The 21,056-nt window shown below is 44.3% G+C and carries 20 protein-coding genes; 7 read left to right on the top strand and 13 right to left on the bottom strand.

Annotated elements, in window-relative coordinates; all coding sequences use genetic code 11:
- The 4 genes from sbcD to AWH61_RS01450 all read right to left on the bottom strand — a co-directional run bounded on the left by sbcD (position 1) and on the right by AWH61_RS01450 (position 4,971).
- Positions 1 to 1,551 carry an exonuclease subunit SbcD gene (sbcD, locus tag AWH61_RS01465; RefSeq protein WP_075176637.1) on the bottom strand — a complete coding sequence of 517 codons (1,551 nt, stop codon included), beginning with the start codon at positions 1,549 to 1,551 and terminating at the stop codon, positions 1 to 3.
- Positions 1,552 to 1,767: 216 nt separating this feature from the next.
- Positions 1,768 to 3,585 (bottom strand): alpha-amylase family glycosyl hydrolase, encoded by a 1,818-nt coding sequence (locus tag AWH61_RS01460; protein WP_139308970.1) that lies wholly within the window; start codon positions 3,583 to 3,585, stop codon positions 1,768 to 1,770.
- A 19-nt stretch (positions 3,586 to 3,604) separates the two neighbouring features.
- Positions 3,605 to 4,006 (bottom strand): GlcG/HbpS family heme-binding protein, encoded by a 402-nt coding sequence (locus AWH61_RS01455; RefSeq protein ID WP_230962216.1) that lies wholly within the window; start codon positions 4,004 to 4,006, stop codon positions 3,605 to 3,607.
- On the bottom strand, positions 4,003 to 4,971 hold the full coding sequence (locus tag AWH61_RS01450) for an aldo/keto reductase (RefSeq protein ID WP_075176635.1): 969 nt from the start codon (positions 4,969 to 4,971) through the stop codon (positions 4,003 to 4,005). The genes AWH61_RS01455 and AWH61_RS01450 overlap by 4 nt, the downstream gene beginning before the upstream one ends.
- Positions 4,972 to 5,208: 237 nt before the next feature.
- Here AWH61_RS01450 and AWH61_RS01445 point away from each other — a divergent pair, with 237 nt between their 5' ends.
- Positions 5,209 to 6,126 carry a LysR family transcriptional regulator gene (locus AWH61_RS01445; RefSeq protein ID WP_039224621.1) on the top strand — a complete coding sequence of 306 codons (918 nt, stop codon included), beginning with the start codon at positions 5,209 to 5,211 and terminating at the stop codon, positions 6,124 to 6,126.
- Between the two features lie 122 nt (positions 6,127 to 6,248).
- Here the strand turns inward: AWH61_RS01445 and AWH61_RS01440 are convergent, their stop codons facing one another.
- Positions 6,249 to 7,541 carry a TMEM143 family protein gene (locus AWH61_RS01440; RefSeq protein WP_075176039.1) on the bottom strand — a complete coding sequence of 431 codons (1,293 nt, stop codon included), beginning with the start codon at positions 7,539 to 7,541 and terminating at the stop codon, positions 6,249 to 6,251.
- 209 nt (positions 7,542 to 7,750) lie between these two features.
- On the opposite strand from AWH61_RS01440, the gene AWH61_RS01435 reads away from it, so the two are divergent.
- The gene (locus tag AWH61_RS01435; protein WP_075176038.1) at positions 7,751 to 9,049 is read left to right on the top strand and encodes a methyl-accepting chemotaxis protein; all 1,299 of its coding nucleotides are present in this window, start codon (positions 7,751 to 7,753) and stop codon (positions 9,047 to 9,049) included.
- Positions 9,050 to 9,179: 130 nt separating this feature from the next.
- Here AWH61_RS01435 and AWH61_RS01430 read toward each other — a convergent pair whose 3' ends face one another.
- On the bottom strand, positions 9,180 to 9,503 hold the full coding sequence (locus tag AWH61_RS01430) for a DUF3718 domain-containing protein (protein ID WP_014975772.1): 324 nt from the start codon (positions 9,501 to 9,503) through the stop codon (positions 9,180 to 9,182).
- A 322-nt stretch (positions 9,504 to 9,825) separates the two neighbouring features.
- On the opposite strand from AWH61_RS01430, the gene AWH61_RS01425 reads away from it, so the two are divergent.
- A complete protein-coding gene (locus AWH61_RS01425; RefSeq protein ID WP_075176037.1) occupies positions 9,826 to 10,428 on the top strand; it encodes a YigZ family protein in 603 nt (200 codons plus the stop codon).
- A gap of 130 nt (positions 10,429 to 10,558) precedes the next feature.
- On the opposite strand, the gene AWH61_RS01420 is transcribed toward AWH61_RS01425, so the two are convergent.
- From AWH61_RS01420 to AWH61_RS01410, 3 genes are all read right to left on the bottom strand, one after another.
- Positions 10,559 to 11,095 carry a redoxin domain-containing protein gene (locus AWH61_RS01420; RefSeq protein ID WP_014975770.1) on the bottom strand — a complete coding sequence of 179 codons (537 nt, stop codon included), beginning with the start codon at positions 11,093 to 11,095 and terminating at the stop codon, positions 10,559 to 10,561.
- Between the two features lie 320 nt (positions 11,096 to 11,415).
- A complete protein-coding gene (locus tag AWH61_RS01415) occupies positions 11,416 to 13,362 on the bottom strand; it encodes a M1 family metallopeptidase (RefSeq protein WP_039224613.1) in 1,947 nt (648 codons plus the stop codon).
- A gap of 220 nt (positions 13,363 to 13,582) precedes the next feature.
- Entirely contained in the window at positions 13,583 to 14,011 is a 429-nt protein-coding gene (locus AWH61_RS01410; RefSeq protein ID WP_014948414.1) for an organic hydroperoxide resistance protein, read from the bottom strand.
- A gap of 139 nt (positions 14,012 to 14,150) precedes the next feature.
- Between AWH61_RS01410 and AWH61_RS01405 the strand changes: the two genes are divergently transcribed.
- From AWH61_RS01405 to AWH61_RS01390, 3 genes are all read left to right on the top strand, one after another.
- Positions 14,151 to 14,603: a MarR family winged helix-turn-helix transcriptional regulator gene (locus AWH61_RS01405; protein WP_075176036.1), complete on the top strand. Its 453-nt coding sequence runs from the start codon at positions 14,151 to 14,153 to the stop codon at positions 14,601 to 14,603.
- A gap of 338 nt (positions 14,604 to 14,941) precedes the next feature.
- Positions 14,942 to 15,616: a PAQR family membrane homeostasis protein TrhA gene (gene trhA, locus AWH61_RS01395; RefSeq protein ID WP_014948411.1), complete on the top strand. Its 675-nt coding sequence runs from the start codon at positions 14,942 to 14,944 to the stop codon at positions 15,614 to 15,616.
- Between the two features lie 46 nt (positions 15,617 to 15,662).
- On the top strand, positions 15,663 to 16,190 hold the full coding sequence (locus tag AWH61_RS01390) for a protein-tyrosine phosphatase family protein (protein WP_075176034.1): 528 nt from the start codon (positions 15,663 to 15,665) through the stop codon (positions 16,188 to 16,190).
- A 100-nt stretch (positions 16,191 to 16,290) separates the two neighbouring features.
- Here AWH61_RS01390 and AWH61_RS01385 read toward each other — a convergent pair whose 3' ends face one another.
- The 4 genes from AWH61_RS01385 to AWH61_RS01370 form a co-directional block, all read right to left on the bottom strand.
- Positions 16,291 to 17,232 carry a hypothetical protein gene (locus AWH61_RS01385; protein WP_075176033.1) on the bottom strand — a complete coding sequence of 314 codons (942 nt, stop codon included), beginning with the start codon at positions 17,230 to 17,232 and terminating at the stop codon, positions 16,291 to 16,293.
- A 17-nt stretch (positions 17,233 to 17,249) separates the two neighbouring features.
- The gene (locus AWH61_RS01380) at positions 17,250 to 18,008 is read right to left on the bottom strand and encodes a hypothetical protein (protein WP_075176032.1); all 759 of its coding nucleotides are present in this window, start codon (positions 18,006 to 18,008) and stop codon (positions 17,250 to 17,252) included.
- Positions 18,008 to 18,538 (bottom strand): RNA polymerase sigma factor, encoded by a 531-nt coding sequence (locus tag AWH61_RS01375; RefSeq protein WP_014975762.1) that lies wholly within the window; start codon positions 18,536 to 18,538, stop codon positions 18,008 to 18,010. Before AWH61_RS01375 ends, AWH61_RS01380 begins: the two co-directional genes overlap by 1 nt.
- Before the next feature lie 257 nt (positions 18,539 to 18,795).
- A complete protein-coding gene (locus AWH61_RS01370; RefSeq protein WP_014948406.1) occupies positions 18,796 to 19,704 on the bottom strand; it encodes a hydrogen peroxide-inducible genes activator in 909 nt (302 codons plus the stop codon).
- 334 nt (positions 19,705 to 20,038) lie between these two features.
- On the opposite strand from AWH61_RS01370, the gene AWH61_RS01365 reads away from it, so the two are divergent.
- On the top strand, positions 20,039 to 21,016 hold the full coding sequence (locus AWH61_RS01365; RefSeq protein ID WP_014975760.1) for a universal stress protein: 978 nt from the start codon (positions 20,039 to 20,041) through the stop codon (positions 21,014 to 21,016).
- The last annotated feature ends 40 nt before the right edge of the window (positions 21,017 to 21,056 follow it).

The raw sequence follows: 21,056 nt of genomic DNA, 5'->3' as shown, positions 1-21,056 counted from the left end.
TTACTCGCCTTTATTTTCTGTTGTGTTTGCCAATGAGGTCTCTACTGGTACTTCAGCATCTTCATCATTGGTGTGCACTTGCTCTACTGCTTCATTGAACAGCTGCCTTATCCGGTTTAAGCGTGAAGCGCTTTTCTCTGAACCGGCTTGTTCCATTGCTCGGGTGCTTTGGTCGTCATCTAGCAGGGTTGCTTGTGCCGACTCAGTTGGTGCCGACTCACTTGTTGTATTATCTTCTATGCTCTCCAATGCCAAACGCGCTTCAAATACATCGTTTACCGATAGTTCACTAAGCTGAACGTTTTGCTTTTCTGTTAGGCTATTTACCATGCGCTTACGCTTGCGTTTCAACTGTAAAATCTCAGCGTTTTTCCCTTCTAACAAGCCCTGAATACGCTGCTGTAGATCAGTCAGATAGTCTTCTGTTTCAACTTCAATGCATAACCACACTGGGTCTTTAGAGCTAATGGCGTTATCCGTTGCGCTAACGGTTTTATTCATTTCGCTAAGGGCTTTATTAACCTCGCTAAGGGGTTTATTAACCTCGCTAAGGGCTTTATCCACTTCGCTAACGGCATCATCTGTTTGAGAAGCTAACGTGATGGCATCGCTCTTATTAATGGCCGCCTCAATCGCTTTTAAGTCGCCTTTTATTACTTCCATGGCCTGAAAGCGCGGTACCGGAAGCGTTGAGATAGTTGGCGTTGTGCTTTCTATTTCAAACGTAACCAACACCACTTGCTTTTGTGTGTTTAGTTCATCAAAACTTAGCGGTATGGGCGAGCCTGAGTAGCGAATGTGTTCTGTCTTAGCCACTTTTTGTGGCCTGTGAATATGCCCAAGTGCAATGTAATCGGCGGGCGGAAACCCTTTGGCGTCAAAGCCTTCAAGGGTGCCGATGTAGATATCGCGTACACTTTCTGACTGACTCACGCCTAAAGCGGTTAAGTGCCCTGTAGCAATAATAGGAATGGCAGCGCTATTTTTACTGCCCTCCTCTCCTTGTTTTTCTTCAATTGAAGCGCGCAGTGACAAGGCTTCATTATAAAGCGCCCCATAATGCTGCTTTATCGCATCGCCAAGCGCTTGACGCTTGTCAGTGCCGCTTTGCCCTGCCTCACTGACAAGCACATCACGTGGGCGAATAAAGGGTACGGCACACAGTACTGCACTGGGCTGCCCCTTGCGATCGTTAAGCGTAATGACTTGTTCACTCAATTCGCCGTATGTACTGGCAATTACGTGGCTATTTAAGTATTTCAGTAGCGCCTTACTTTCGTTCAATACCGATACTGAATCGTGATTTCCCCCCAGCACCACCAATGTACACTGCATCCCCTGAAGTTCACCGATAAACGCATGGTAGAGCTCTCTGGCGTAGCTAGGCGGCGTGCCCGTATCAAACACATCACCCGCGACAATAATCGCATCTATTTGATGCACTTCTACTTGTTGAAGAAGCCATTTAAGGAAAGCGGCGTGTTCGTTTTTGCGACTTTTCGTAAAAAAACTCTGACCTAAGTGCCAGTCAGATGTATGCAATATTTTCATGTAGAAGTGAACCAGGCTTGTTGCATTGGAGATAGAGAAACGCATTCGGCGCAATGGCGCTGCTGCTATGGAGTGTCGATGTTGATCAACGCACCGTACAGCAACTATAGAGATTTTGTGGTTTTATGACAATGGTTTGTCTGTGATGCATGTTCACAGGGAGCAGGTAAAAAAAGAGGCACCACACGCTTTAATAAACGTCTGGTGCTCAGGATATTATTTTGATGAAAACAACCCAAAGCTAAAAGCTGGCAGAGTAATCTGTGTTTCACCGTTGTCAGAAGCGGAAATTTTAGCGGCTCCTGAAACAACTAAGTAGCTTTCATACTGCTGAGAAACCGTTACCGTTTGCTGCTCAGCTGACACGTTAAACACAACTAAAAGTGCTTCGTCATTTTGTTGCGCCACGCCCCCGTTTGGCATTGTGTCATTCGCTACGCGGGCGAAGGCAAACACCTGCTTTTTATCATCAAAGAACTTATTTTCTTGCACTCCATATTGAAGTAACGGCTGCTGCTTGCGAATGGCAGCGTACTCTGCAATAGATTTGTACAGCGGGTGCTCAGGGTTGAAGTTGTCATTTTTGGTGGTTTGCTCAGTACCTAACAACGTATTGTCGTTATAGCTAGCTACCTTAGATGGCATCATATCTTCTCTGGCATCCACATCGTTACCATCGCCGGTAAAGCCTTGCTCATCGCCATAGTAAACGACGGGTACGCCGCGAGAGAAAAACATCATGGCATGTGCCAGCATACTGCGCTGCAGCTTTTCTTCGTTAGACGCATTGGGTAAATGCTTATTTAAGAAGAAGCCCGGGCGACCCATATCGTGATTGCCTAAAAAAGTAAGCAGTTGATTAACGTTGCTGTCTTCGTCATTGTAAAGGTGATCTTGTGCTATCAGCGTTTCAATGGTCGACACTGGCTTGTCTTCAAAGAACACGCCTCCCACCGCACTTTGAAATCCAAAATCAAGCACGGCAGGAAGTTTACCCTCGGTAGTGAATGAACTTAGCGCTTCAGGGTTTGGGTCATACACTTCACCAAATACATGAAAGTTCTCAATTCCCTCAGCTTTAGCGTGCGCCATAATTGCCGGTGAGAATGCTTGCCAAAATGGCAACTGGACGTGCCTTACCGTATCAATTCTAAAGCCGTCAGGTTTAAATTCACTGATAAGCTTGGTGTAAATATCAATCATCCCTTTAACCACTTCAGGGTCTTCAGTATTGATATCATCTAACCCATTAAAATCGCCATATAAACTATTTTCACCTTCAAAAGTTGTATCACCTTGATTGTGGTAAAAGCGCGGGTCGTTTAGCCATTCTGGAAATTTCTCACCCTGCTCTTCTTCTGGAACAAAAGCACGGTAAGTCCCTTGCTCTTTCACTTCCTGCAAGCTGCGATACGTGCACTGGTCTAGTCCACTTTTAAACGAACCGTCGGCGTTGTGGCACTCTTCATACTTAATCACGTCTGCCGTATGGTTAGTAATGATATCGAAAAATACTTTAATATCTTTTTTATGCGCAGTGTCAATCAAGCGCTTTAAATCGGCGTTACTGCCAAAGTGAGGGTCAATTTCGGTGAAGTCGACTATCCAATATCCATGGTGGGCAAATCCGCCTTTCTGCACCGCTTTATTACGCAAAATAGGTGTCATCCAGATAGCGGTGATCCCCATAGATTTCAGGTAATCCAGTTTTTGTTCGATGCCCACCATGTCTCCACCATGAAACGCCCATTTAGACGTTGTGTCGAGACCTCCGTGAGAGATCGATCCTTTTGGTGCCCCGCTGTCGTTACTTACATCGCCATTGTTAAATCTGTCTGGCATAACGAAATAGAAGACGTCTTCGCGCACGTCGCGCTTTAGGTAACTACTTTGTGGCTGTGCCGCATTGTTGCTCTCGCCACTGTTCGTCACACCGCTGTTAGGGTCTCTATTGTTAAGAGATGGGCTGCAAGCAGTTAACGCAAGCAATATTGCGATAAAGGCCATTGTCATTTTAGATGTTTTTTGAATCATTAACCTGTTCCTTAGTAGGTTAAAACTGAGCAATGATATTTTGAGCTAGCGCTTCGTCATCAAACTCGGCCATACCGCTAATTCCTATTGCCCCCACTACTTTGCCTGCCTTATCTTTTACAGGTACACCACCCGCCATACCTGTGATGCGAGGGTCGGTCCAAAAGTTAATGGTTTTGCTCGTTTCTTTTGCCCACGCAGCAAGCTGACTGGTTTTTTGCCTGTCTCTGGCTGCCGTATAAGCCTTGTTCTGCGCTAGTAGACAGGTTTGCGGGCTAGTTTCATCCATACGAGAGAACGCGATAAGTTCACCCACGCTGTCTACAACAGCAACGGCAATGTGTTGATTGTTTTCTTGCGCCCAATGAATGCTATCTGTAATCATTGATTGAGCTTGCGTTAAAGAAATAGAACCCATCATGGTAACTCCACCCCTTTTGCACTTACGTACAATGCGTACCAGTCTTCCCGAGTAAGCGTCACGGTAACGGCTTCTGCACTTGCTTTAATACGCTTGGGGTTTGCTGAACCAACAATTGGCTGAATGTTGCTGGGGTGGCGCATTAACCAAGCCAACACGATTGCGTCGGTCGCTACACCATATTTTTGCGCTAAGGTCGCAACGAGTTTTTTAGTCGCTTCTTCTTGCGCAGTTAGCGCAGCGGGTGCTCCGGTATATTTACCCTGGCTTGCTGGCCCCCACGACTGCATTTGAATGTTGTTTTGCTTTGCGTATTGAAGTGTGCCCGCTGTAAAGTTCACATGCTGCCCATCTGGGTTACCGACATAAATACCTTCATCCACAAAGCCTAAGTTAGTAAGACTCATCTCAACCTGATTCGCAATAAGCGGCTGATTAATATAGTGATTAAGATGCTGCATTTGTACGCCGCTCATATTCGACACGCCAAAGTGCTTAACCTTACCGCTATCAAACAAGGCATCAAATGCAGCGGCAACCTCCTCTTCTTCCATCAATGGGTCTGGGCGGTGCAGCAAAAGCAGGTCGAGATATTCCGTATTTAATCGCGAAAGCGTGTTTTCAACAGAACTGACAATCCAGTCTTTCGAAAAATCGTAACGTTTGGGCCCGTGTTCATCTTCAAAACGAATCCCACATTTAGACTGAAGCACTATCTCTTCCCGTAAGTTAGGGCGTGCTTTTAACACTTCACCAAATGCTTGTTCTGCTTTACCCATTCGGTATATATCAGCATGATCGAACACGGTAATACCGGCTTCTAGCGCAGCATCGACCGCCGCAAACGCATGCTGGGTTTGATCTTTGGTTAATGGGTTAAAGTCCCACTCTCCACCAATAGCCATACAGCCATAAACCAGCTGACTGGCGTGTGAAATGTACTGATTTAGAGGAAGGTTTTTCATATACATCGCTCGCAAAAAAGAATTAATAAAGGCCTTTCGGATAGCTCAAGTTTACGCTTGCAGTTACCACCTTTCAGCGCACAATAGCGAAATCATTATTCTTTATAGCGAATAGCTGTATTCCATATATAATCACTAACTCTACATTTTCGATGTGACGTTGCTCAAGACGCAGTTTTTCGAGCATGTTGTGAATATTTATCTCCGATTTAATCTCGTGTAAAAAGTAACAAGCCAATGAAACCACATAAAAAAGTCGAGCGATTGATGCTGTTTAGTGCGGTAGCAGAAACCTTAAGCTTTGGTGCTGCGGCAGAGAAAATGCAGATATCGAGGGGCTACCTGTCGGAGCAAATAAGGGAGCTTGAACTTGCGTTAGGCGTAAAGTTGCTGCAGCGCTCAACACGCCAAGTAAGTCTTACCAACGAAGGTAAACAAGTGTACGCCGATACACAGAAGATTAATCGCAGCGTGGTAGAGCTAGAGCAAAATTTAGTACGTGAGCAAACGCAGCTGGAAGGAATAATCGCCATTACGGCGCCGAATATGTTTGCGCACTACTTGTTAAGCGAACTGTGTTTTTCCTTCTCGCAGCAGCATCCTGATGTTTCGTTCCATTTAGATACCAGCTATCAAAGGCACGACTTAAACCGAGGTCATTTCGACTTGGCGTTTCGCTCTACTAACAACCCGCCGCAAGATATGGTGGCCAAGCCATTATTTACTTATAGCCACACCATAGTTGCAGCACCGCAATACCTTAAGCAAGCCGGCACACCCAAAGTGTTGAGCGATTTAGATGCGCACCAGTGCTTTTGCGGCCCCGACCAAGATAACTGGCTCATAAACGGTAAGCGCACAGCGGTTAAAGGCTGGTTAAAACTTAATGATAATCTGGCGCTCATTCAGCATGTGCTGGAAGGCCGCGGCATTGCAAGACTGCCAAGCTATGTGGCGAAAAAGCATAGTAAGGCGGGTGAACTGGTCGCACTTTTTGAAGAAATTAAGCAGGGGTCGACACCGAGTGAGCCTCCAATAAAAAGCACCAGTCAGCTGTTTGTTGTGCACCCACAGCGCCCCCATCAATCGCTAAGAATAAAAGCCTTTTTAGACACAGTTAAACAAGCACAACACGAAGGTTATTTTAGTGGATAAGTACTCAAACTGTCAGCGCTTACCTGCCGCAATTCACGTGCGTAGTTAGTAGCAATAAGACTTGAAAGCTTCGCTTAGGCTTTTCATTCCTTGGCGTACTATTATCGAAGTTAAAGGGTCAATCAAACAGGCTGATAAATATTATCCCAGTAGTCATCAAGTATCTTCACAGCATCGTTAAGCGCCCGCGCCACAAAAATATCGCCGTATTGTTCGACTAGTTCCATGTCCACCAGCTTATTAATAGCGTCAGTAACGTCGAAATCGAGCGCACAATCAAGCTCTTCTGAAAAGTAACTTTCTATTACACTATCGAGCGTTGCTAATGTCATTCCACCAGCGGCAATCTCGCGCTCTGCACGCACCGCGCAGAATGCAGCACCACCTTCTACAGACACTTCACTACATTTCAGCAAAAATGTATAAGCCAACAAAGCTTCTTTGCAGTCCTCTTCCTCTGCTGCATCAATTAACGTATGAAACACGCCTGCATTATTGTCTAAATTTTTAAAATAGAGATTGTCAGACAAGGCTTTCATAAACCTGATTTTTCTGTTTTTAAACTTTGTCCATTCCTTAAAGATAAAGCTGCCGAATACACCCATGCCAATGCAAAAAGTTATTAGGCTTTGCTTAGTCAATTCCACTTCATCGTCTTTAAAGCCAAGCCAAAAGGCCAGAAAAGATGCCATGAGAAGTAGCGATGCGCCTAACTTGGTCACTAGCACCACGGTGCCACCTATTGCCGCCGATGCACTAATGATCAACTTATCTAGCGGACGCATTTTGACTTCGCTATTGGGAAACAGCATCTCCAAGTCTGCTTTAGGTACGTTTTGGAAAAGCTTTACTATGGTGGAACCAGGTTTAAAGGTAACTGGCGTTTGCCCTTTCTCTTTGAAGTAGGCTTCATCTTTAAAAGTGATATAAACAGCCACTTTGTAGTAGTTGGTAAATGACACCTGCTTTTTTCGCAACCCGAAAAAAGTACGCAGAGTTTCAGTTTTTACCGACTCGCCCCGTCGATAAAACACCACATCTTCAAAGTCTTCGAAGCTAACCGCAAGGCGCACTTTAAACAGCGACTCTTCGTTTAATGCTGCTTCTAAATCTTCGTTTGTGACTTTTTCAAAATTGGCTGCGTTTAATAGATTGGCAAACGCACTCGAAAACGCCTTTTGGCTTTGCTTTCTCGTAGCTTCACTTAAAGGTGTAAGATCGCGGGTGTCTTTGTTTGGGTCAAAATTGTTATAGCTATCTTTCAGACCTTCAAGTTGCTCATGATATTGATAGTGTATGCGATTAACGAGCAACGTTGAGAACGTACGAAAAAGAGTCCTCTCTTGCACAATTACGTTTTCACACAATCTACTAACATCATGTTTGCGAAATGGGATAAAGCGTTCTAATGGCATCGAGTGGTCTTATTAGTTCGAATGTTTCTTGTTAGATAAAAATAGTTACCGTACTGTAACAATGAAAACAACCACTTATAAATAAATTAAGCCTAATTGATAATGCCTTAGACATAGGCTTCGCCTAATGTCTAAACGACATAAATGTTAAATATAGTTAACATAGACTACACTAATTCTTAATTATACTTGTAATTTTCGGAGACGTTATGTTCGTATCAAGTTCTCGATACAATAATGACATTTCGGCTCTTAGGGACGAGAGCCAAGGCTTGCTTGGTACGCTGGATGCGTTCAAAAACACAATGGCCTATGCCATCTATAGTACTGATGGACAGTGCACATTTGCCTCTCCCGTATTACTTTCCATTTTGGATTACCCAAATTCAACCGCAACGTCATTTTCCCATGCGGCAATGCGCGTTGAAGGGGTTGAACCTGAGTCACAGTACAAACCGTTTTGGCAGCACTTGGTCAATGGCGGCAGCTTTAGCGACACGGTTGCAAGAAAATCGGCGTTAGGTGAAACGAAGTGGCTTAAGGCAAGCTACGTAGCGGTGAATAAGCATGGCGTGACAGAAATTCATGCCATTTACCACGATATCACTGAACATGAAAACGCCTATTTTGCTGGTAAAGCAGTGACTGACGCACTAAACAAGTCGATGGCGGTGATTGAGTTTCATCCTGATGGAACAATTATCACGGCAAATGAGAATTTTACTGCAACAGTGAAATACAGTTTGGCCGACATTCAAGGTAAACACCATCGCATGTTCTGTCGCGATAAGTTTTATCAAGAAAATCCTAATTTTTGGGATAACCTTGCCCGCGGTAATTTCTCTTCAGGCCAGTTTGAGCGCGTAGATGCGCACGGTAACGCATTGTGGTTGGAAGCAACGTACAACCCCGTGTTTGACGCTTCGGGCCGAGTAGTAAAAGTTATTAAATTTGCATCTAACATTACCGATGCAATTAACGAAAAGAATGCAATCGCACAGGCGGCGGAACTCGCAGTATCAACGGCAGAAGAGACGTCTCAAATTGCCCATGAAGGAGCCTCGTCACTTCAACGAAGCGTTGAGATTTTCAATACAGCCATGTTAGAAGTTGAGCAAACCAATCAACTTATGCACGAACTGAGTGAGCAATCGCTAAAAATTGAAACCATTGTGACAACGATTAGTGGCATTGCTGAGCAAACCAACCTTTTAGCACTAAATGCCGCTATTGAAGCTGCACGTGCAGGCGATCAAGGTAGAGGATTTGCTGTAGTAGCAGATGAAGTGAGGCAGCTAGCGCAACGTACCAGCGATTCGACTGTGGAAATTGAAAGTGTAGTGGCAGAGAACAGAAAGCTTGCTGACAAATCCACGAAGAAAATGGCAGGCGTTAAAGACAGTGTTGACCAAAATAGTCAACAGATTGCGCAAGTGCAAAGCATTATTGATGAAATTCAAAAAGGCGCATTGAATGTATCTGAAACTGTATCAGGTATTCTACGCTAGCAGTCATGTTAAATTAGTAAAAAGGGCTGTTGTATCATCAACAGCCCTTTTTTTTAAACCCGCTTTTTCACACAGCCGATTTTTCGCGTACGCATACGTACAAGCCTAGCACCGTTTAATTGTGGGGGGGTTATTTTGCGTGCACCACGCTAGCAATCTGCTGCTGTTGAATATTCAGGTACTTCTTGATGCTTTCCCCGTTCTTGCCATATTGATCAACAAACGCAGCGACCGATAGTCCGTTACACGTCATGTCCTGTGCTACGTACTTTTTATCTAGCGCAGATTCTTTAATTTGTTCATGTAGCTTCCACTTGTTCCCGGTAGCGGCAGCAACGCAAAGGTTAGAGGTGACCGAATCGTCGGTAGGCTTAAATTCTACAGAAGCTAAAGCACTTCCGGTGAACACAGTAGTAAGAGCAACAATAGCGATAGCAGTAATACGTGATTTCATAGCATGATTTCCTTATTGGGACGAAGTTACGTTGTTGTGGCGTTACGCCTTGGCCACACTCATATTCACTATTACAATCACTGCGCCAACTTTATAAAACTATTTAAATTCATAAACTTAACTTCAAATTAAGAAATAAGCCCCCGCTAGAACGGTAAACGGAATACGACCTTTCAAGATAATTCGCCAAATAGTAGTATTTTTGACCACTGCGTTCTATCTGAGCCTATCGTCGTCTAAAATTTCGTTTTATTAAGCGATAAAACACACTGCTTACCTTATTTGGCTTAAATAAAAAATTGTCTTAGCTTACAATGCGCTGATGACTTATCCCGTTCCAGCTAAACAGGTTGAAACCCTGTACGAAATTAAGAAAAGCAAATTCATTGCTTGTGCCGGCTTTGCAAATTCTCGTGAAAGTGCAATGGCGCTTTTAGATAGTGTGAAACAACGGTATCCCGACGCCAGACACCATTGTTGGGCTTATGTTTTTGGCAACCCTAACTCGCCAAGTAGCGCGGCGATGGCTGATGACGGCGAGCCTAGCGGCACTGCCGGTAAACCCATATTAAATGTACTCCAGCACAAAGATATCGGCGACATTATGATTATTGTCACGCGGTATTTTGGCGGAATTAAATTAGGTGCGGGTGGATTGGTAAGGGCTTACTCGGCTGCAGCACAGCAAGCCATAGATGCTCTTGAGGTAAGACAAGAGATAAAGCTGGAACCGCTTAGCGTAGACATCGATTTCAAACATGAGCAGTTTGTACGTCACTTGGTAGAGCAAGCTCAAGGTAAAATTGCGAACTGTAACTATGGAAGCAGCGTGGTAATAAATGTTGAGCTACCTTTAGATGCACTGGAAGACTTTAGAAAACAGATGGCCCCCATTGCTTTTTCAGTGTCATTTGAAAACGAGTAAGTCCTAGAAAACAATAAGCAAGTGATAAAATTAGGGCTAGCTTTTGATGGTTTCTATATGTAAATAAAAAAGGCTCTGAAAACCACCAGAGCCTTACCTTTTAATCTCACATAACTAGGGCCTGTTGACCTTATCCTTTAAAGGTGCCTCGAATGGGGTAGTTGTTATCTGGGTTACGTATAAACTCCAAGCCTGATACGAGTTGCTCTAAGTCAGGGCGCACAAACGGCGCGTTTGCTATTTCAGCAATATGAATGTCGTTTTTTTCATTCACTACAAATAGCGCAGGTTCAGCAAAATTGTGGTCGGTTTCTTTATCTGAGCGCGGCTTGGAGATGTATAGCCCAAGTTTTTCCATATCTTCTTGCGAGAGACCGTAAGCGATAGGGAACGTAATCGACAGGTCGTCTAGATGCTCATCGAGCTGTGCTTTGCTGTCACCACTTACAGCCACCAAATCAATATTGAGCTCGCGTAGACGACCTTTATAATCTTCTAATTTGTTCAGGAATTTAGTACATATTGGGCAGTGTTTACCGCGATAAACAACCACCATTTTCCAATCACATCCCTCTTCTTTATTGGTAAGCGACACCGTTTCCCCTGTCGATAGGGTTGCTGAGACATCGGGAAATGTCGTTGCTGGATGCATTTTTTGCGTATACATAAAAACTCCTTAAAGTCGGTTTAATCCTTCAAAGTACAAGCGAGATCGCGATAAGCTGCTTTGTACAGATACACATCAAAGTAAAATTCTATACGTTGTACCCAACTTTCAGATCGTTTATTTGAACAATTGTTCAAATTTTTATTATTTTTCCTCTCGCGTTTTCTATACCAGTGACAGACACAAAAAAAGCAGCTCAATTGAGCTGCTTTTATTTTTTAGCCAAGTAACGGTAATCTACAAACGTAGACCTTTACTGTCGTTATCACAAAAACGAAGGTCTTCTTATCAAGACCGGTTCGCATGAGTCTAATAAAGTCTTAGTTCACATAGCCTTCATTAGCTTTCACAGTAAGTGGGTGATAGCCCGGTTTCGCTTCTTCAAATGCGCGTTTAGCAAACGCCTTGCCTTCAGGTGTTTTTGATAGCTCACGATAAAGGGGCTTAACAAGCTTATTGCGCCCTATCGACACCAAGTAGCTATACAAACGATCATAGGCAGGCTGATAGTTATTCTCTACTGCGATCATCAACCAGCTATGAGCAATTTCGTTGTTTTTAGTCGAGGTGAGTGAAAACGCTGAATCTAGCTCAGCCAGCTGTGCGTTGCTTAGCGATTCAGGCATGTTGTTTAGAAAATATAGCCACTCGTGTACAGTCCACTGCGCGGTTTCAATATCCGCCGCTTTCACGTCGCCAGAAAGCCAAGCGCTTCGTGTGTCATCGATTTTAGTGAACGCATCAGATTCTGGCTGTGGCGCCCCCTCGGGAATGCCTGGTTCAAAAATCCACGTTTGAATGCGCTCCGCGTCTAGCTTATCTGGATACTGCTTTAACAAGGTATCATCTAAATAAGCAATAAAGGTGTCGGTAGTAATGCTCTTAAAAGCAAAGTCTTTAAAGTACTGCATTAAGAAAGCATCAAAGTTTTCTCGGCCGATCTTTTGTTCAATTTCACGTAAGAACAGTGCGCCTTTTTCATAGGGAATATTTGAGAAAACATCGTCCGGATTGCGACCACGAAGGTCAATAGCCAGGATCTCATCATTTTCCTCTAATGCAGCAACATCATTCTCCAGGTCTTGATAACCGAGCACCGCTTCTTTTTTAAAACGATCGTGACCGTAGATCATTTCCATAATTCGGTAAGTTAAGTAGGTTGTGAAGCCCTCGTTTAACCACAGATCACGCCATGTAGCGTTTGTTACCGTGTTACCAGACCAGCTGTGCGCCAGTTCATGAGCAATTAATGAAACCAAGCTTTTATCACCAGCAATGACCGTTGGGGTGATAAACGACAAACGAGGGTTTTCCATACCGCCAAACGGGAATGACGGCGGTAGAATTAATAGATCGTAACGGTCCCACTGGTAAGGTCCATAGGTTTCTTCAGTTACTTCTAACATCGCCTCAGTGTCTTCAAATTCTTTCGCTGCACTTTCAAGTAGCGCAGGCTCAGCATACACACCGGTACGCTCACCCATGGCTTTAAATTCTAAATCACCTATAGCCAACGCGATAAGATACGAAGGGATAGGCTGTGGCATGGTGAACTCATATTCACCATCGCGCTCGGTGGTAGGATCGTTTGACGCACTCATCACCGCCAACAGCGCTTCAGGTGTCTTAATGGTCGCGTCATACGTTACGCGTACTTGCGGTGAGTCTTGAAGCGGAATGAAGCTTCGCGCGTGAACCGCTTGCGCTTGGGTAAACAGAAACGGGTGCTTTTTACCTGCAGTTTGCGCTGGCGTTAACCATTGTACGCCAGACGCATCAGGTGAAGTTGAATACGCAACCGTTACTGCGTTTGCGGAACTAGGTAACGTAATCGTAAGAGGTGTACCTAAATCAGGGTCAACCTCTCCCATTTCAAAAGGAACACTTTCACCGTCTACGGTAACACTCTGAATGTCTAATGCTCGCGTATCTAACACCAATGTGTTGTTGTCGGGCTTTTCACGCTTTACATCAAGCGTTACGTCGCCAACAAGCTGCTTGGTCTCAAAGTTTGCAGTTAGGTTTAGGCTGAGATGGGTAACCCGAATCTCATTAGGGTTCGCGAAGGAATGATAATCTACCCCAGAGGCAATAGCCGCGTCAGCTTGGCTTGCTACTGCAACATTTTGTGCTTCAGTGTCTGAAGTCGAGCCTACGCTGACGGCTTGATCTTTGTCTGTCTTGGCTGCGTCTACATTGCTGTTGTCGCTGCATGCGAACAAAACAGGCGCGCATACGAATGTAGCCAGTAATCCGTATTTTTTCATATAACTTCCTAAAGGATGATTGATACGACCTCAGTGTATCAATCTGTTATATGACTGGCGACTCTAATTCGAAGAGCTGCGTTGTAACTGCGCTATATTTCGAAAAGCAGTAAGGGTTAACGTGAATAAGTGCAGGATAGCTACGCCATCTGACGAAGGCGTAGCTATCTGACGAGGGCATTAACTATCTGCGTAAACCGCTGACTCGTTTGCCGTTTAATTAAGCAAGGCTAATATCTACTTCAATGTTACCGCGGGTCGCATTTGAGTATGGGCATACTTGATGCGCAGTTTCTACCAAGCCTTGCGCTTGTGCTTTGTCCATATCGCCCAAATCTACCGTCAGTTTTACTGCAATAGCAAAGCCTTGTTCAATAGGTCCAATTGCAACGTTGCCAGTTACACTAATGTCATCGGCCAGCTTAATTTTTTGCGATGCAGCCACATGCTTAAGTGCACCGATAAAGCACGCCGAATAGCCCGCTGCGAACATTTGTTCAGGGTTCGTCCCTTCTCCACCTGCACCGCCCAATTCTTTAGGTGTAGAGAGTTTAAGGTCTAGCTTACCATCACTTGATTTCGCTGTTCCTTCACGACCACCCGTTGCTGTTGCACTTCCGGTATAAACGACTTGTTGAAGTTTATGCATAGTTACTCTCCTCATAGGTTTATTTAAACAACTACTTTGCATGCAAAGTAAATTATCACCAAACCAACTTGTAGATCAAGTGATTTGTATGCAAAATATTATTATTAAGAAAAAGCCGTATCGATAAGGGTTAAGCGTCATGTCAGAATTATTGAAGTTGGAAAATCAGCTTTGCCACCGTTTTTATACGCTGTCGAATGCATTCACTCGTGCTTACCGCCCCCTTCTTAAAGCGCTGGATATCACCTATCCTCAATATGTGACGTTAATGGCGCTTTGGGAAGATGACGACATTACTATTGCCGAGCTTTTAGACAGAACGGCCATAGACGGTGGTGCTATGTCGCTGATTCTCAAAAAGCTACAAGACAAAGGCTTTTTAGTTGTCACTAAAGATAAAGCCGACAAACGCGTTAAGCGCGTTCAACTCACTGAAACGGGCAAGAAGAAGAAAGCCATAGCAGAAGACGTGCCTGCGCAAATGCTCTGTAAGCTTAATGGCATGACTGCAGATGAAAGCCGTACGTTAAAAGTCCTACTGGACAAATTAGGCGGCTGTTTCGAGAATGCAGATTTAAACCAGTCCGGATAGATAATCACCACTCAGCCCTACATTCCCACGCTTTGCTAGGAAACTTGCCAGCGCCTTGTGAGTGGGCAATTATCTATGCGTATTGGTATTTTAACCTCTTTTTGTAATCTGATTGTCATCAGATTTTTGACGTTTTCTGTTATTATTTTCGCATTGAGCGAACATGTGTGCGCTATAATTGTCCTAATGGACGTAGTAGGGAAATTGCTGAACTGCGCGCTTCAATTGAAAGCGCTAGTCGCTGAAATGCTCGCATGTCTTATCGAGAAAGTGCGACAAGAGGCTTTAAGGGCATTTACTACCCATTATCCTTAGATAATAAAAAAACAGGAGCTGTGATGATCCAAGAACAGATTCAGACACAGGCTGTGCCGCAATCAAAAAGCATTCCTGCAAAAGCCTACTCTGTACTGGAAGAGTGGCTGAACAGTATTAGTCATGGGGTTGGCTTTATTGCTGCTATCGTGGGTTTAGTATTTATGTTGTATCGAGCGGAAGATACGCTCGCGTTAACTACTGCAGCTATTTATGGCTCTACACTCATTCTAGTGTTTTTAAGCTCAACCCTTTATCACGCCATTTCCCATCAAAAGGCAAAGGGATGGCTTAAGCTATTTGACCACAGTGCAATATACTTATTGATAGCAGGTACTTACACACCATTGCTACTGGTTTCGATTGGTGGCGTGTTGGGTATTACTATGACCGCGATTATCTGGAGCTTGGCAATTGGCGGCGTGGCGTTTAAGCTCGTCGCGCAGCACCGTTTCCCAAAGGTATCCGTGATGACTTATTTGCTGATGGGATGGATTGCACTGGGTCTTATCTACCCTCTTTATGTCGCCCTTCCCGGTGCTGGCCTATGGTTATTGGTAGCAGGCGGGCTGTGTTTCAGTGTAGGCGTGTGCTTTTACGTGGCAAAAAAGGTAAAGTACACCCATGCAATTTGGCACATGTTCGTGATTGGCGGATGTAGCTGCCACTACTTTTCAATTTATTATTTTGTCGTTTAATAAAAGGCCCAAATTAAGCTGCTATGCCAAAACCATGTAAAAACTTATGCTAACAAACAAGCAAGACGCCGAGAAAAAGGAAAACAGCACTACGTTGACACCAGGTATTGCGTGGTTTTCACTACACGCAGGACAAATATGCTTGGGTAAAAAGCCCGTTGAAAGTGACTTTGAACGCCTTAAGTCACTGGGTGTTACCCATATTGCAACGGTTCAGACCAGTGAAGAACATGCGCCAGTTATACGCGAAAATTCTGTTGCAGCTGGGCTAGAGTGGCTATGGGTTCCCTTTGTACATCCATCGTCAGAATCGCCTACTGAGGATACGCATCTTCATCAATACCTTCATGAACTATCTCAAATGTTGACCGAAGGAGCGAAGATATACTTACACTGCGATGGCTCACAGCATCGCTGTAGCCTTTTATTCTATGCACTTTGCCACTATTGCCGTGTTCCATCTAATAGCGCTTACAATGCGCTGCACAGCTTTGGCGCTAGTGCGGCAAATAACCTTAAGAGATCTGAACTCACATGGGCAGCAGAATTAGGGCATATTGCACCTAAAATGTAGGCCAATAAAAAGCGCGCCTTCGTTATCAACGTTCATTAACGAAGGCGCGCGTGCTGTTTTAACAAAGCAAAGCGTTCATAAGTGCGCCGAGCTTATTTATTTAAAACTGATAAATATTAGCGTTGGTGAGAAGTTTATTCGCGTCTATTTTTTCTTGAACACAGCGCACTATATCAGCACGAGTAAATACATAAATTCGGTCTTTGCGCTCGCGACTCTCGTCCATCTCAAAATCTTTCAGCACCATGCTGATATGTTCATTTTCCGGCAGACCGCGTAAGCCTGACCCAAATCTGCATAAGGTCTCGCTCATTCCCGACTCAAAACCGGCCAGAAACGTTTTGTAAGCTTGCTGCTGCTGCGCTTTACGCGCCTCCATTTGTTTAGTCTGCTCTTTTTCAATTGCTTTAAGCTCATCCTTCATGCTTTTTTCTTTCGCTTCTAATTGCTTAAGCTGCTCTCCAGACTGCTCTTTTTGCGCGAGTAATTCTTTTTTTCGCGCCTCGTCAGCGTGACGCAATTCAAAGGTAATATCTCGCAGTTCACGCTCTACTTCTCTTGCTTCCCAGGCAAGTTCACGCTGCATGTTGCGCAAGTCGCGTAAGCGACTATTGTTGTCAGCAAACGCCTGAGAAAAACGATGGCTGGTTTCTTCTGCGTAAGCTTCCCACTCTCTGGCTGCTTCAAACACAATGTCATCTACATCACTAAACGAATTTGCAGACGGAACTGATGGTGCAGGCGGTGCAGGTGGTACGGTGGCAACTAATCCTTCTACCAGCGTTTCTATCTCTCTTACCCAGTTACCGCTTTGGCCTCTTACTGAAAAAGTAAATACCGCCCCCTGCCCAGCAAGATAGCTGGTTTCAATTTGACTCACTCTCCAAGAATCAGTCGCGGCATTTTGTCGTAAGGACGTTTTGAGTACCCCAGACATTATTTCTAATTCATTCGATAGCGTGTCATATTTTTGCGCACTTTGTGCGTTCGCAAGACCACCAGCAGCAGAGCAAAGTAGTAAAGCAGTTAATAAACGTTTCATAATTTCACCTAATTACATTAATCATCTAGCGACGACTGTGGATTGTTTGTTTCATACGGCATGGTTAATGGCACTTCAGAACGGCTGTTAGGTAAATTTACCGCGCTGTACCCTATTTCAATGTCATCAATTTCATCCTGTAGACGCGTAAATTGGCGTGCATAGAATCTTTGATCATCAATACGCTGCTCGTTGATAAATTTAATAAGCTCGGCAAAGTCGTGTTTGCGTTCTTCCCTACTCGACGCTAACAAGTACTTAGTAAGCTCTGCACTGCTTTGTTGCTGCTGTGTAGATAGCGCCTGAGCGTATTCTTTGAATAGTGTTTGGTTTGCTTGTTGATAGAAATCACGTTGCTCACCTAAAGCTTTAGCAACTTCCTGCGTAACGCGCTGCTCAACCATTTCATCTACTGTGTTGGCGCTTTTGTTTGAAAACGTAAGCGCTATACCGTTATCGCTATACGACAGCTTTGCGCCGGTGAGTACGGCTAACAGCGCACACGCAGACATGGCCATGGCACACGCTGGCAAGCTAAACCAAGACGACAGCGAACGTGGTTCATCTTTCTTAAAAAAGGTCTGTTCTTTGTCCCACTGGGGAAGTGCCGGAGCAACGAAGCTTGCACTTGCGCTGTTCAAACGGGCGCTATTTTTTACCGCCTGCGCGAACTCAGCATCTGAATCACACAACGCGTTAAACTGCTTTTCTTGCTCGCTATCAAGCGAGTTGTCCAGATAAGCTGAGAATAAGGCTTCTTTGTCATATAAGGTCATTATTCCAACTCCAACTTCAACTTTGCTAAGGCTGCGTAAAGTCGCGACTTAGCGGTATTTACTGAGATATCCATTTGCTGTGCAATTTCTTCGAACGTGAAGTGGCCGAAGAACTTCAACTCCACCACCGCCTTTTGGCCCAAAGGAAGGGTCTGCATAGCCTGCGTTAATGCTCTACTCTCTCTGTCGCTATAAAGCTGCATTTCAGGGCATGGCGCACCGCAAAGTGGCGCCTGTATATCGTCAATGTCAGAATGCGGCTTTCGCTTGCGATACAGTTCAACGCAGCGACAGTGGGCAATGCGATAGAGCCAACTTTTAAAACTGCCCTCACCTTTAAAACAAGCAAGACTGCGAAACACAGAGATAAAAATCTCCTGCATTAAATCTGCTGCATCATGGCTATTCCCTGTCATTCGAATACCGTATTGATACATAGCGGTTTCGTAGCGAGATATAAGCGTAAACCACGCTTTTTTATTACCCTTTAATGCCTGTTCCACGAGTTTTTCATCTCGTTTATTAAACACGCCGTTCCCCGTTTTTACGCTCTGTTTTTTTACTTAACCATTAAGTCGATAAGCTTTGCAAAAAAGTTTGTTTAATTGATAAATAAATTGTCATTTAGGGAATAACGCCAATGAAACTGTGCTTTAAGCGATAGATGAAGAACTTCTTTGGGGTTGGTGCACAAGACAATACTTGATGTCAGCAATAAAAAAGCGGCTGAACCTATAGGCTCAACCGCTTTAGTTAAATATGAAAGGTAGCGCGCTCAGCGCCAAGCTTATTTTAACGTGGGAATAGGCAGCAGTGGCGAGATAATTTCACCAATACGACGAAACAGCTGCATACGTGTCGTGCCTGAACGCCATACTAAGCCAATCTCACGAAACCCCTGCTCTTCAGCGGGGAAGCTCTTAAGACCTGTGTGCTCAAGAATAGACTGGTTTATCGCAAGTTCAGGTAAGAAGGTGTAGCCCATTTTGCTATTCGCTAATTGCACCAAGGTATACAAGCTGCTAGCCGCTACGCTGCTAATTTGGTCGCTGTGCTGAAGATTGCACGCACTTACCGCATGCCCGGTCATACAGTGCTCTTGCTGCAGTAAGAAAATACTCTTTTTGGGCAAGGTTGAAATGTCGACAGGATTAGGTAGTTGCTCAGCCATATCTTTGTGCGCAATAAGATGGAACGGGTCATGCCCTAAGACCATCTGTTTACACCCTGGTGTTTCCATTGGCAACGCTAGAATAAGTAAGTCTAACCTGCCGTCGGTCAATTGCTGTAGCAACTTCTCCGTTGTGTCTTCCTGCATTTCTAAGTTGATCTCGGGTAAAAATGCAGAAAACGCCCCCATCATGCCTTCAAAAAGAAACGGCGCAATGGTTGGAATAACACCTAGTTTTAAAGTGCCTCGCTGCCAATTACCCGCGTTTTGCGCATACTCAACCAGCTCTCCCGCTTCCTGAAGTAGCACTTTACTGCGTTCAACAATATCTAGTCCCAACGATGTAAACACAAAGGTTTTATGTTCACGCTCAAGAAGTTGGCTTCCGAAGTGCTCCTCAAGGTTCTGAATGGCCGTACTCAATGTTGACTGACTTACGTTACAGCGCTGTGCAGCACGGTGAAAATGTTGCTCTTGATGTAGCGTCACCAAATAGTGCAGGTGCTTAAGATTAGGCCATTTCATGGGCATCTCACAATTATTTAAAAAGGGATTAAAAAATATTGGATTAATCTAACATAAAGATTAAATAGCGCCTAGGGTTGATGCCCATGGTTAACGAGAGCGATCTTCTATTATTTGCAGCTGTACGTATACAACACCCTAAAAAAGAGGTAGATAATTCTGTTTATTGTGCAATCTATAAGAAGCTTTTGAGAATTTGACATTTCCCGCTGGAAAGCCCCCATAAGTAGCGTTAGGATTAAATTAAAGCGTTATACGCAACATATTTTTACAGCGAAGTAAGACCCGCTCTTGTATCATTCAGTCAATAGAGCGATTAACTATTGAGGGCAGTATGAAAGGACATTATAAGAACATTTTATGTGTATTGAGCGACTCTCATCGTCAAGATGATACGGTAGCCCAAGCACTGCATATCGCCAAAGCGCATCAAGCCTCGCTTACCATTATGCTTTCGTTAGAATCTTTGCCGCCCAACGCCAGTATGGTCATGGAGTCTTTCTCTTATGTTGATTCTCAGCAAACCATGGAAACCCAAGCCCAGCATTGGTTAAAAGAACAAGCGGAAAGCTGGGGAAAACACTATCCTGTGTCTACTGCGGTAACGGTAGGTCAGCCGCTTATTGACGTTGTGCGTTATGTAAAAAAGAACAATATCGATCTAGTAATTAAACGGGCAGAAGAGAGCTTTCTAGATAAGCTATTCGGAAGCTTAGATATGCGTTTATTCCGCAAATGCCCTTGCCCGGTTTGGATCATTAACCACAAGCCTCGCAGTCAGTACAAAAACGTAGTTGCAGCACTGGATTTGAACTATCACTATCCACAGCATGAAGTGTCTATTAGGCGCGATCTTAATCGCGACATTTTGCGTCACGCAAGCCAAATAGCCTTGTTAGAGTTTGCACAGCTACACATTGTTCACGTTTTTGATGCGGTTCCTGAGAACATAGCAAGAGACGGTTTCATATCGGTTGATAACGATAGAATGGAAACCGATCTTGCAAAAATCCATGCCGAGCGTGAATCGGAACTAGACAAATTGCTTGAAGAACTAGGCAATGAATTGGATGACAATGTATTAGAGTATTTGAAACCTCAGAAGCACATTGTTCACGGTTACCCTCGAAGAGAAATTGCAGCCACAACCACATCCCTTGATACCGACATTATTGTTATGGGCACAGTGGCACGTTTAGGTGTGCCTGGCTACATCATGGGCGACACCGCAGAAGAAACTATCCATCAGCTTAAATGTGCCGTTGTGGGCGTTAAACCCCGTGGCTTTGAAACGCCTATCTCTATTGATTAAAGAAAACATTCCACAAACAAAAAGGCCGTGCTTCACTTCA

Source organism: Alteromonas sp. W12 (assembly GCF_001924945.1).
Taxonomy (GTDB): domain Bacteria; phylum Pseudomonadota; class Gammaproteobacteria; order Enterobacterales; family Alteromonadaceae; genus Alteromonas; species Alteromonas macleodii.
Note: the sequence above shows the minus strand (reverse complement) of the source record. Positions and strands in the feature narration are given on the sequence as shown.

What these genes read in the sequence shown, in the direction of transcription:
- sbcD (WP_075176637.1), bottom strand. Translation starts at nt 1,551, where the DNA reads ATGAAAATATTGCATACATCTGACTGGCACTTAGGTCAGAGTTTTTTT.
- AWH61_RS01460 (WP_139308970.1), bottom strand. Translation starts at nt 3,585, where the DNA reads ATGATTCAAAAAACATCTAAAATGACAATGGCCTTTATCGCAATATTG.
- AWH61_RS01455 (WP_230962216.1), bottom strand. Translation starts at nt 4,006, where the DNA reads ATGATGGGTTCTATTTCTTTAACGCAAGCTCAATCAATGATTACAGAT.
- AWH61_RS01450 (WP_075176635.1), bottom strand. Translation starts at nt 4,971, where the DNA reads ATGAAAAACCTTCCTCTAAATCAGTACATTTCACACGCCAGTCAGCTG.
- AWH61_RS01445 (WP_039224621.1), top strand. Translation starts at nt 5,209, where the DNA reads ATGAAACCACATAAAAAAGTCGAGCGATTGATGCTGTTTAGTGCGGTA.
- AWH61_RS01440 (WP_075176039.1), bottom strand. Translation starts at nt 7,541, where the DNA reads ATGCCATTAGAACGCTTTATCCCATTTCGCAAACATGATGTTAGTAGA.
- AWH61_RS01435 (WP_075176038.1), top strand. Translation starts at nt 7,751, where the DNA reads ATGTTCGTATCAAGTTCTCGATACAATAATGACATTTCGGCTCTTAGG.
- AWH61_RS01430 (WP_014975772.1), bottom strand. Translation starts at nt 9,503, where the DNA reads ATGAAATCACGTATTACTGCTATCGCTATTGTTGCTCTTACTACTGTG.
- AWH61_RS01425 (WP_075176037.1), top strand. Translation starts at nt 9,826, where the DNA reads ATGACTTATCCCGTTCCAGCTAAACAGGTTGAAACCCTGTACGAAATT.
- AWH61_RS01420 (WP_014975770.1), bottom strand. Translation starts at nt 11,095, where the DNA reads ATGTATACGCAAAAAATGCATCCAGCAACGACATTTCCCGATGTCTCA.
- AWH61_RS01415 (WP_039224613.1), bottom strand. Translation starts at nt 13,362, where the DNA reads ATGAAAAAATACGGATTACTGGCTACATTCGTATGCGCGCCTGTTTTG.
- AWH61_RS01410 (WP_014948414.1), bottom strand. Translation starts at nt 14,011, where the DNA reads ATGCATAAACTTCAACAAGTCGTTTATACCGGAAGTGCAACAGCAACG.
- AWH61_RS01405 (WP_075176036.1), top strand. Translation starts at nt 14,151, where the DNA reads ATGTCAGAATTATTGAAGTTGGAAAATCAGCTTTGCCACCGTTTTTAT.
- trhA (WP_014948411.1), top strand. Translation starts at nt 14,942, where the DNA reads ATGATCCAAGAACAGATTCAGACACAGGCTGTGCCGCAATCAAAAAGC.
- AWH61_RS01390 (WP_075176034.1), top strand. Translation starts at nt 15,663, where the DNA reads ATGCTAACAAACAAGCAAGACGCCGAGAAAAAGGAAAACAGCACTACG.
- AWH61_RS01385 (WP_075176033.1), bottom strand. Translation starts at nt 17,232, where the DNA reads ATGAAACGTTTATTAACTGCTTTACTACTTTGCTCTGCTGCTGGTGGT.
- AWH61_RS01380 (WP_075176032.1), bottom strand. Translation starts at nt 18,008, where the DNA reads ATGACCTTATATGACAAAGAAGCCTTATTCTCAGCTTATCTGGACAAC.
- AWH61_RS01370 (WP_014948406.1), bottom strand. Translation starts at nt 19,704, where the DNA reads ATGAAATGGCCTAATCTTAAGCACCTGCACTATTTGGTGACGCTACAT.
- AWH61_RS01365 (WP_014975760.1), top strand. Translation starts at nt 20,039, where the DNA reads ATGAAAGGACATTATAAGAACATTTTATGTGTATTGAGCGACTCTCAT.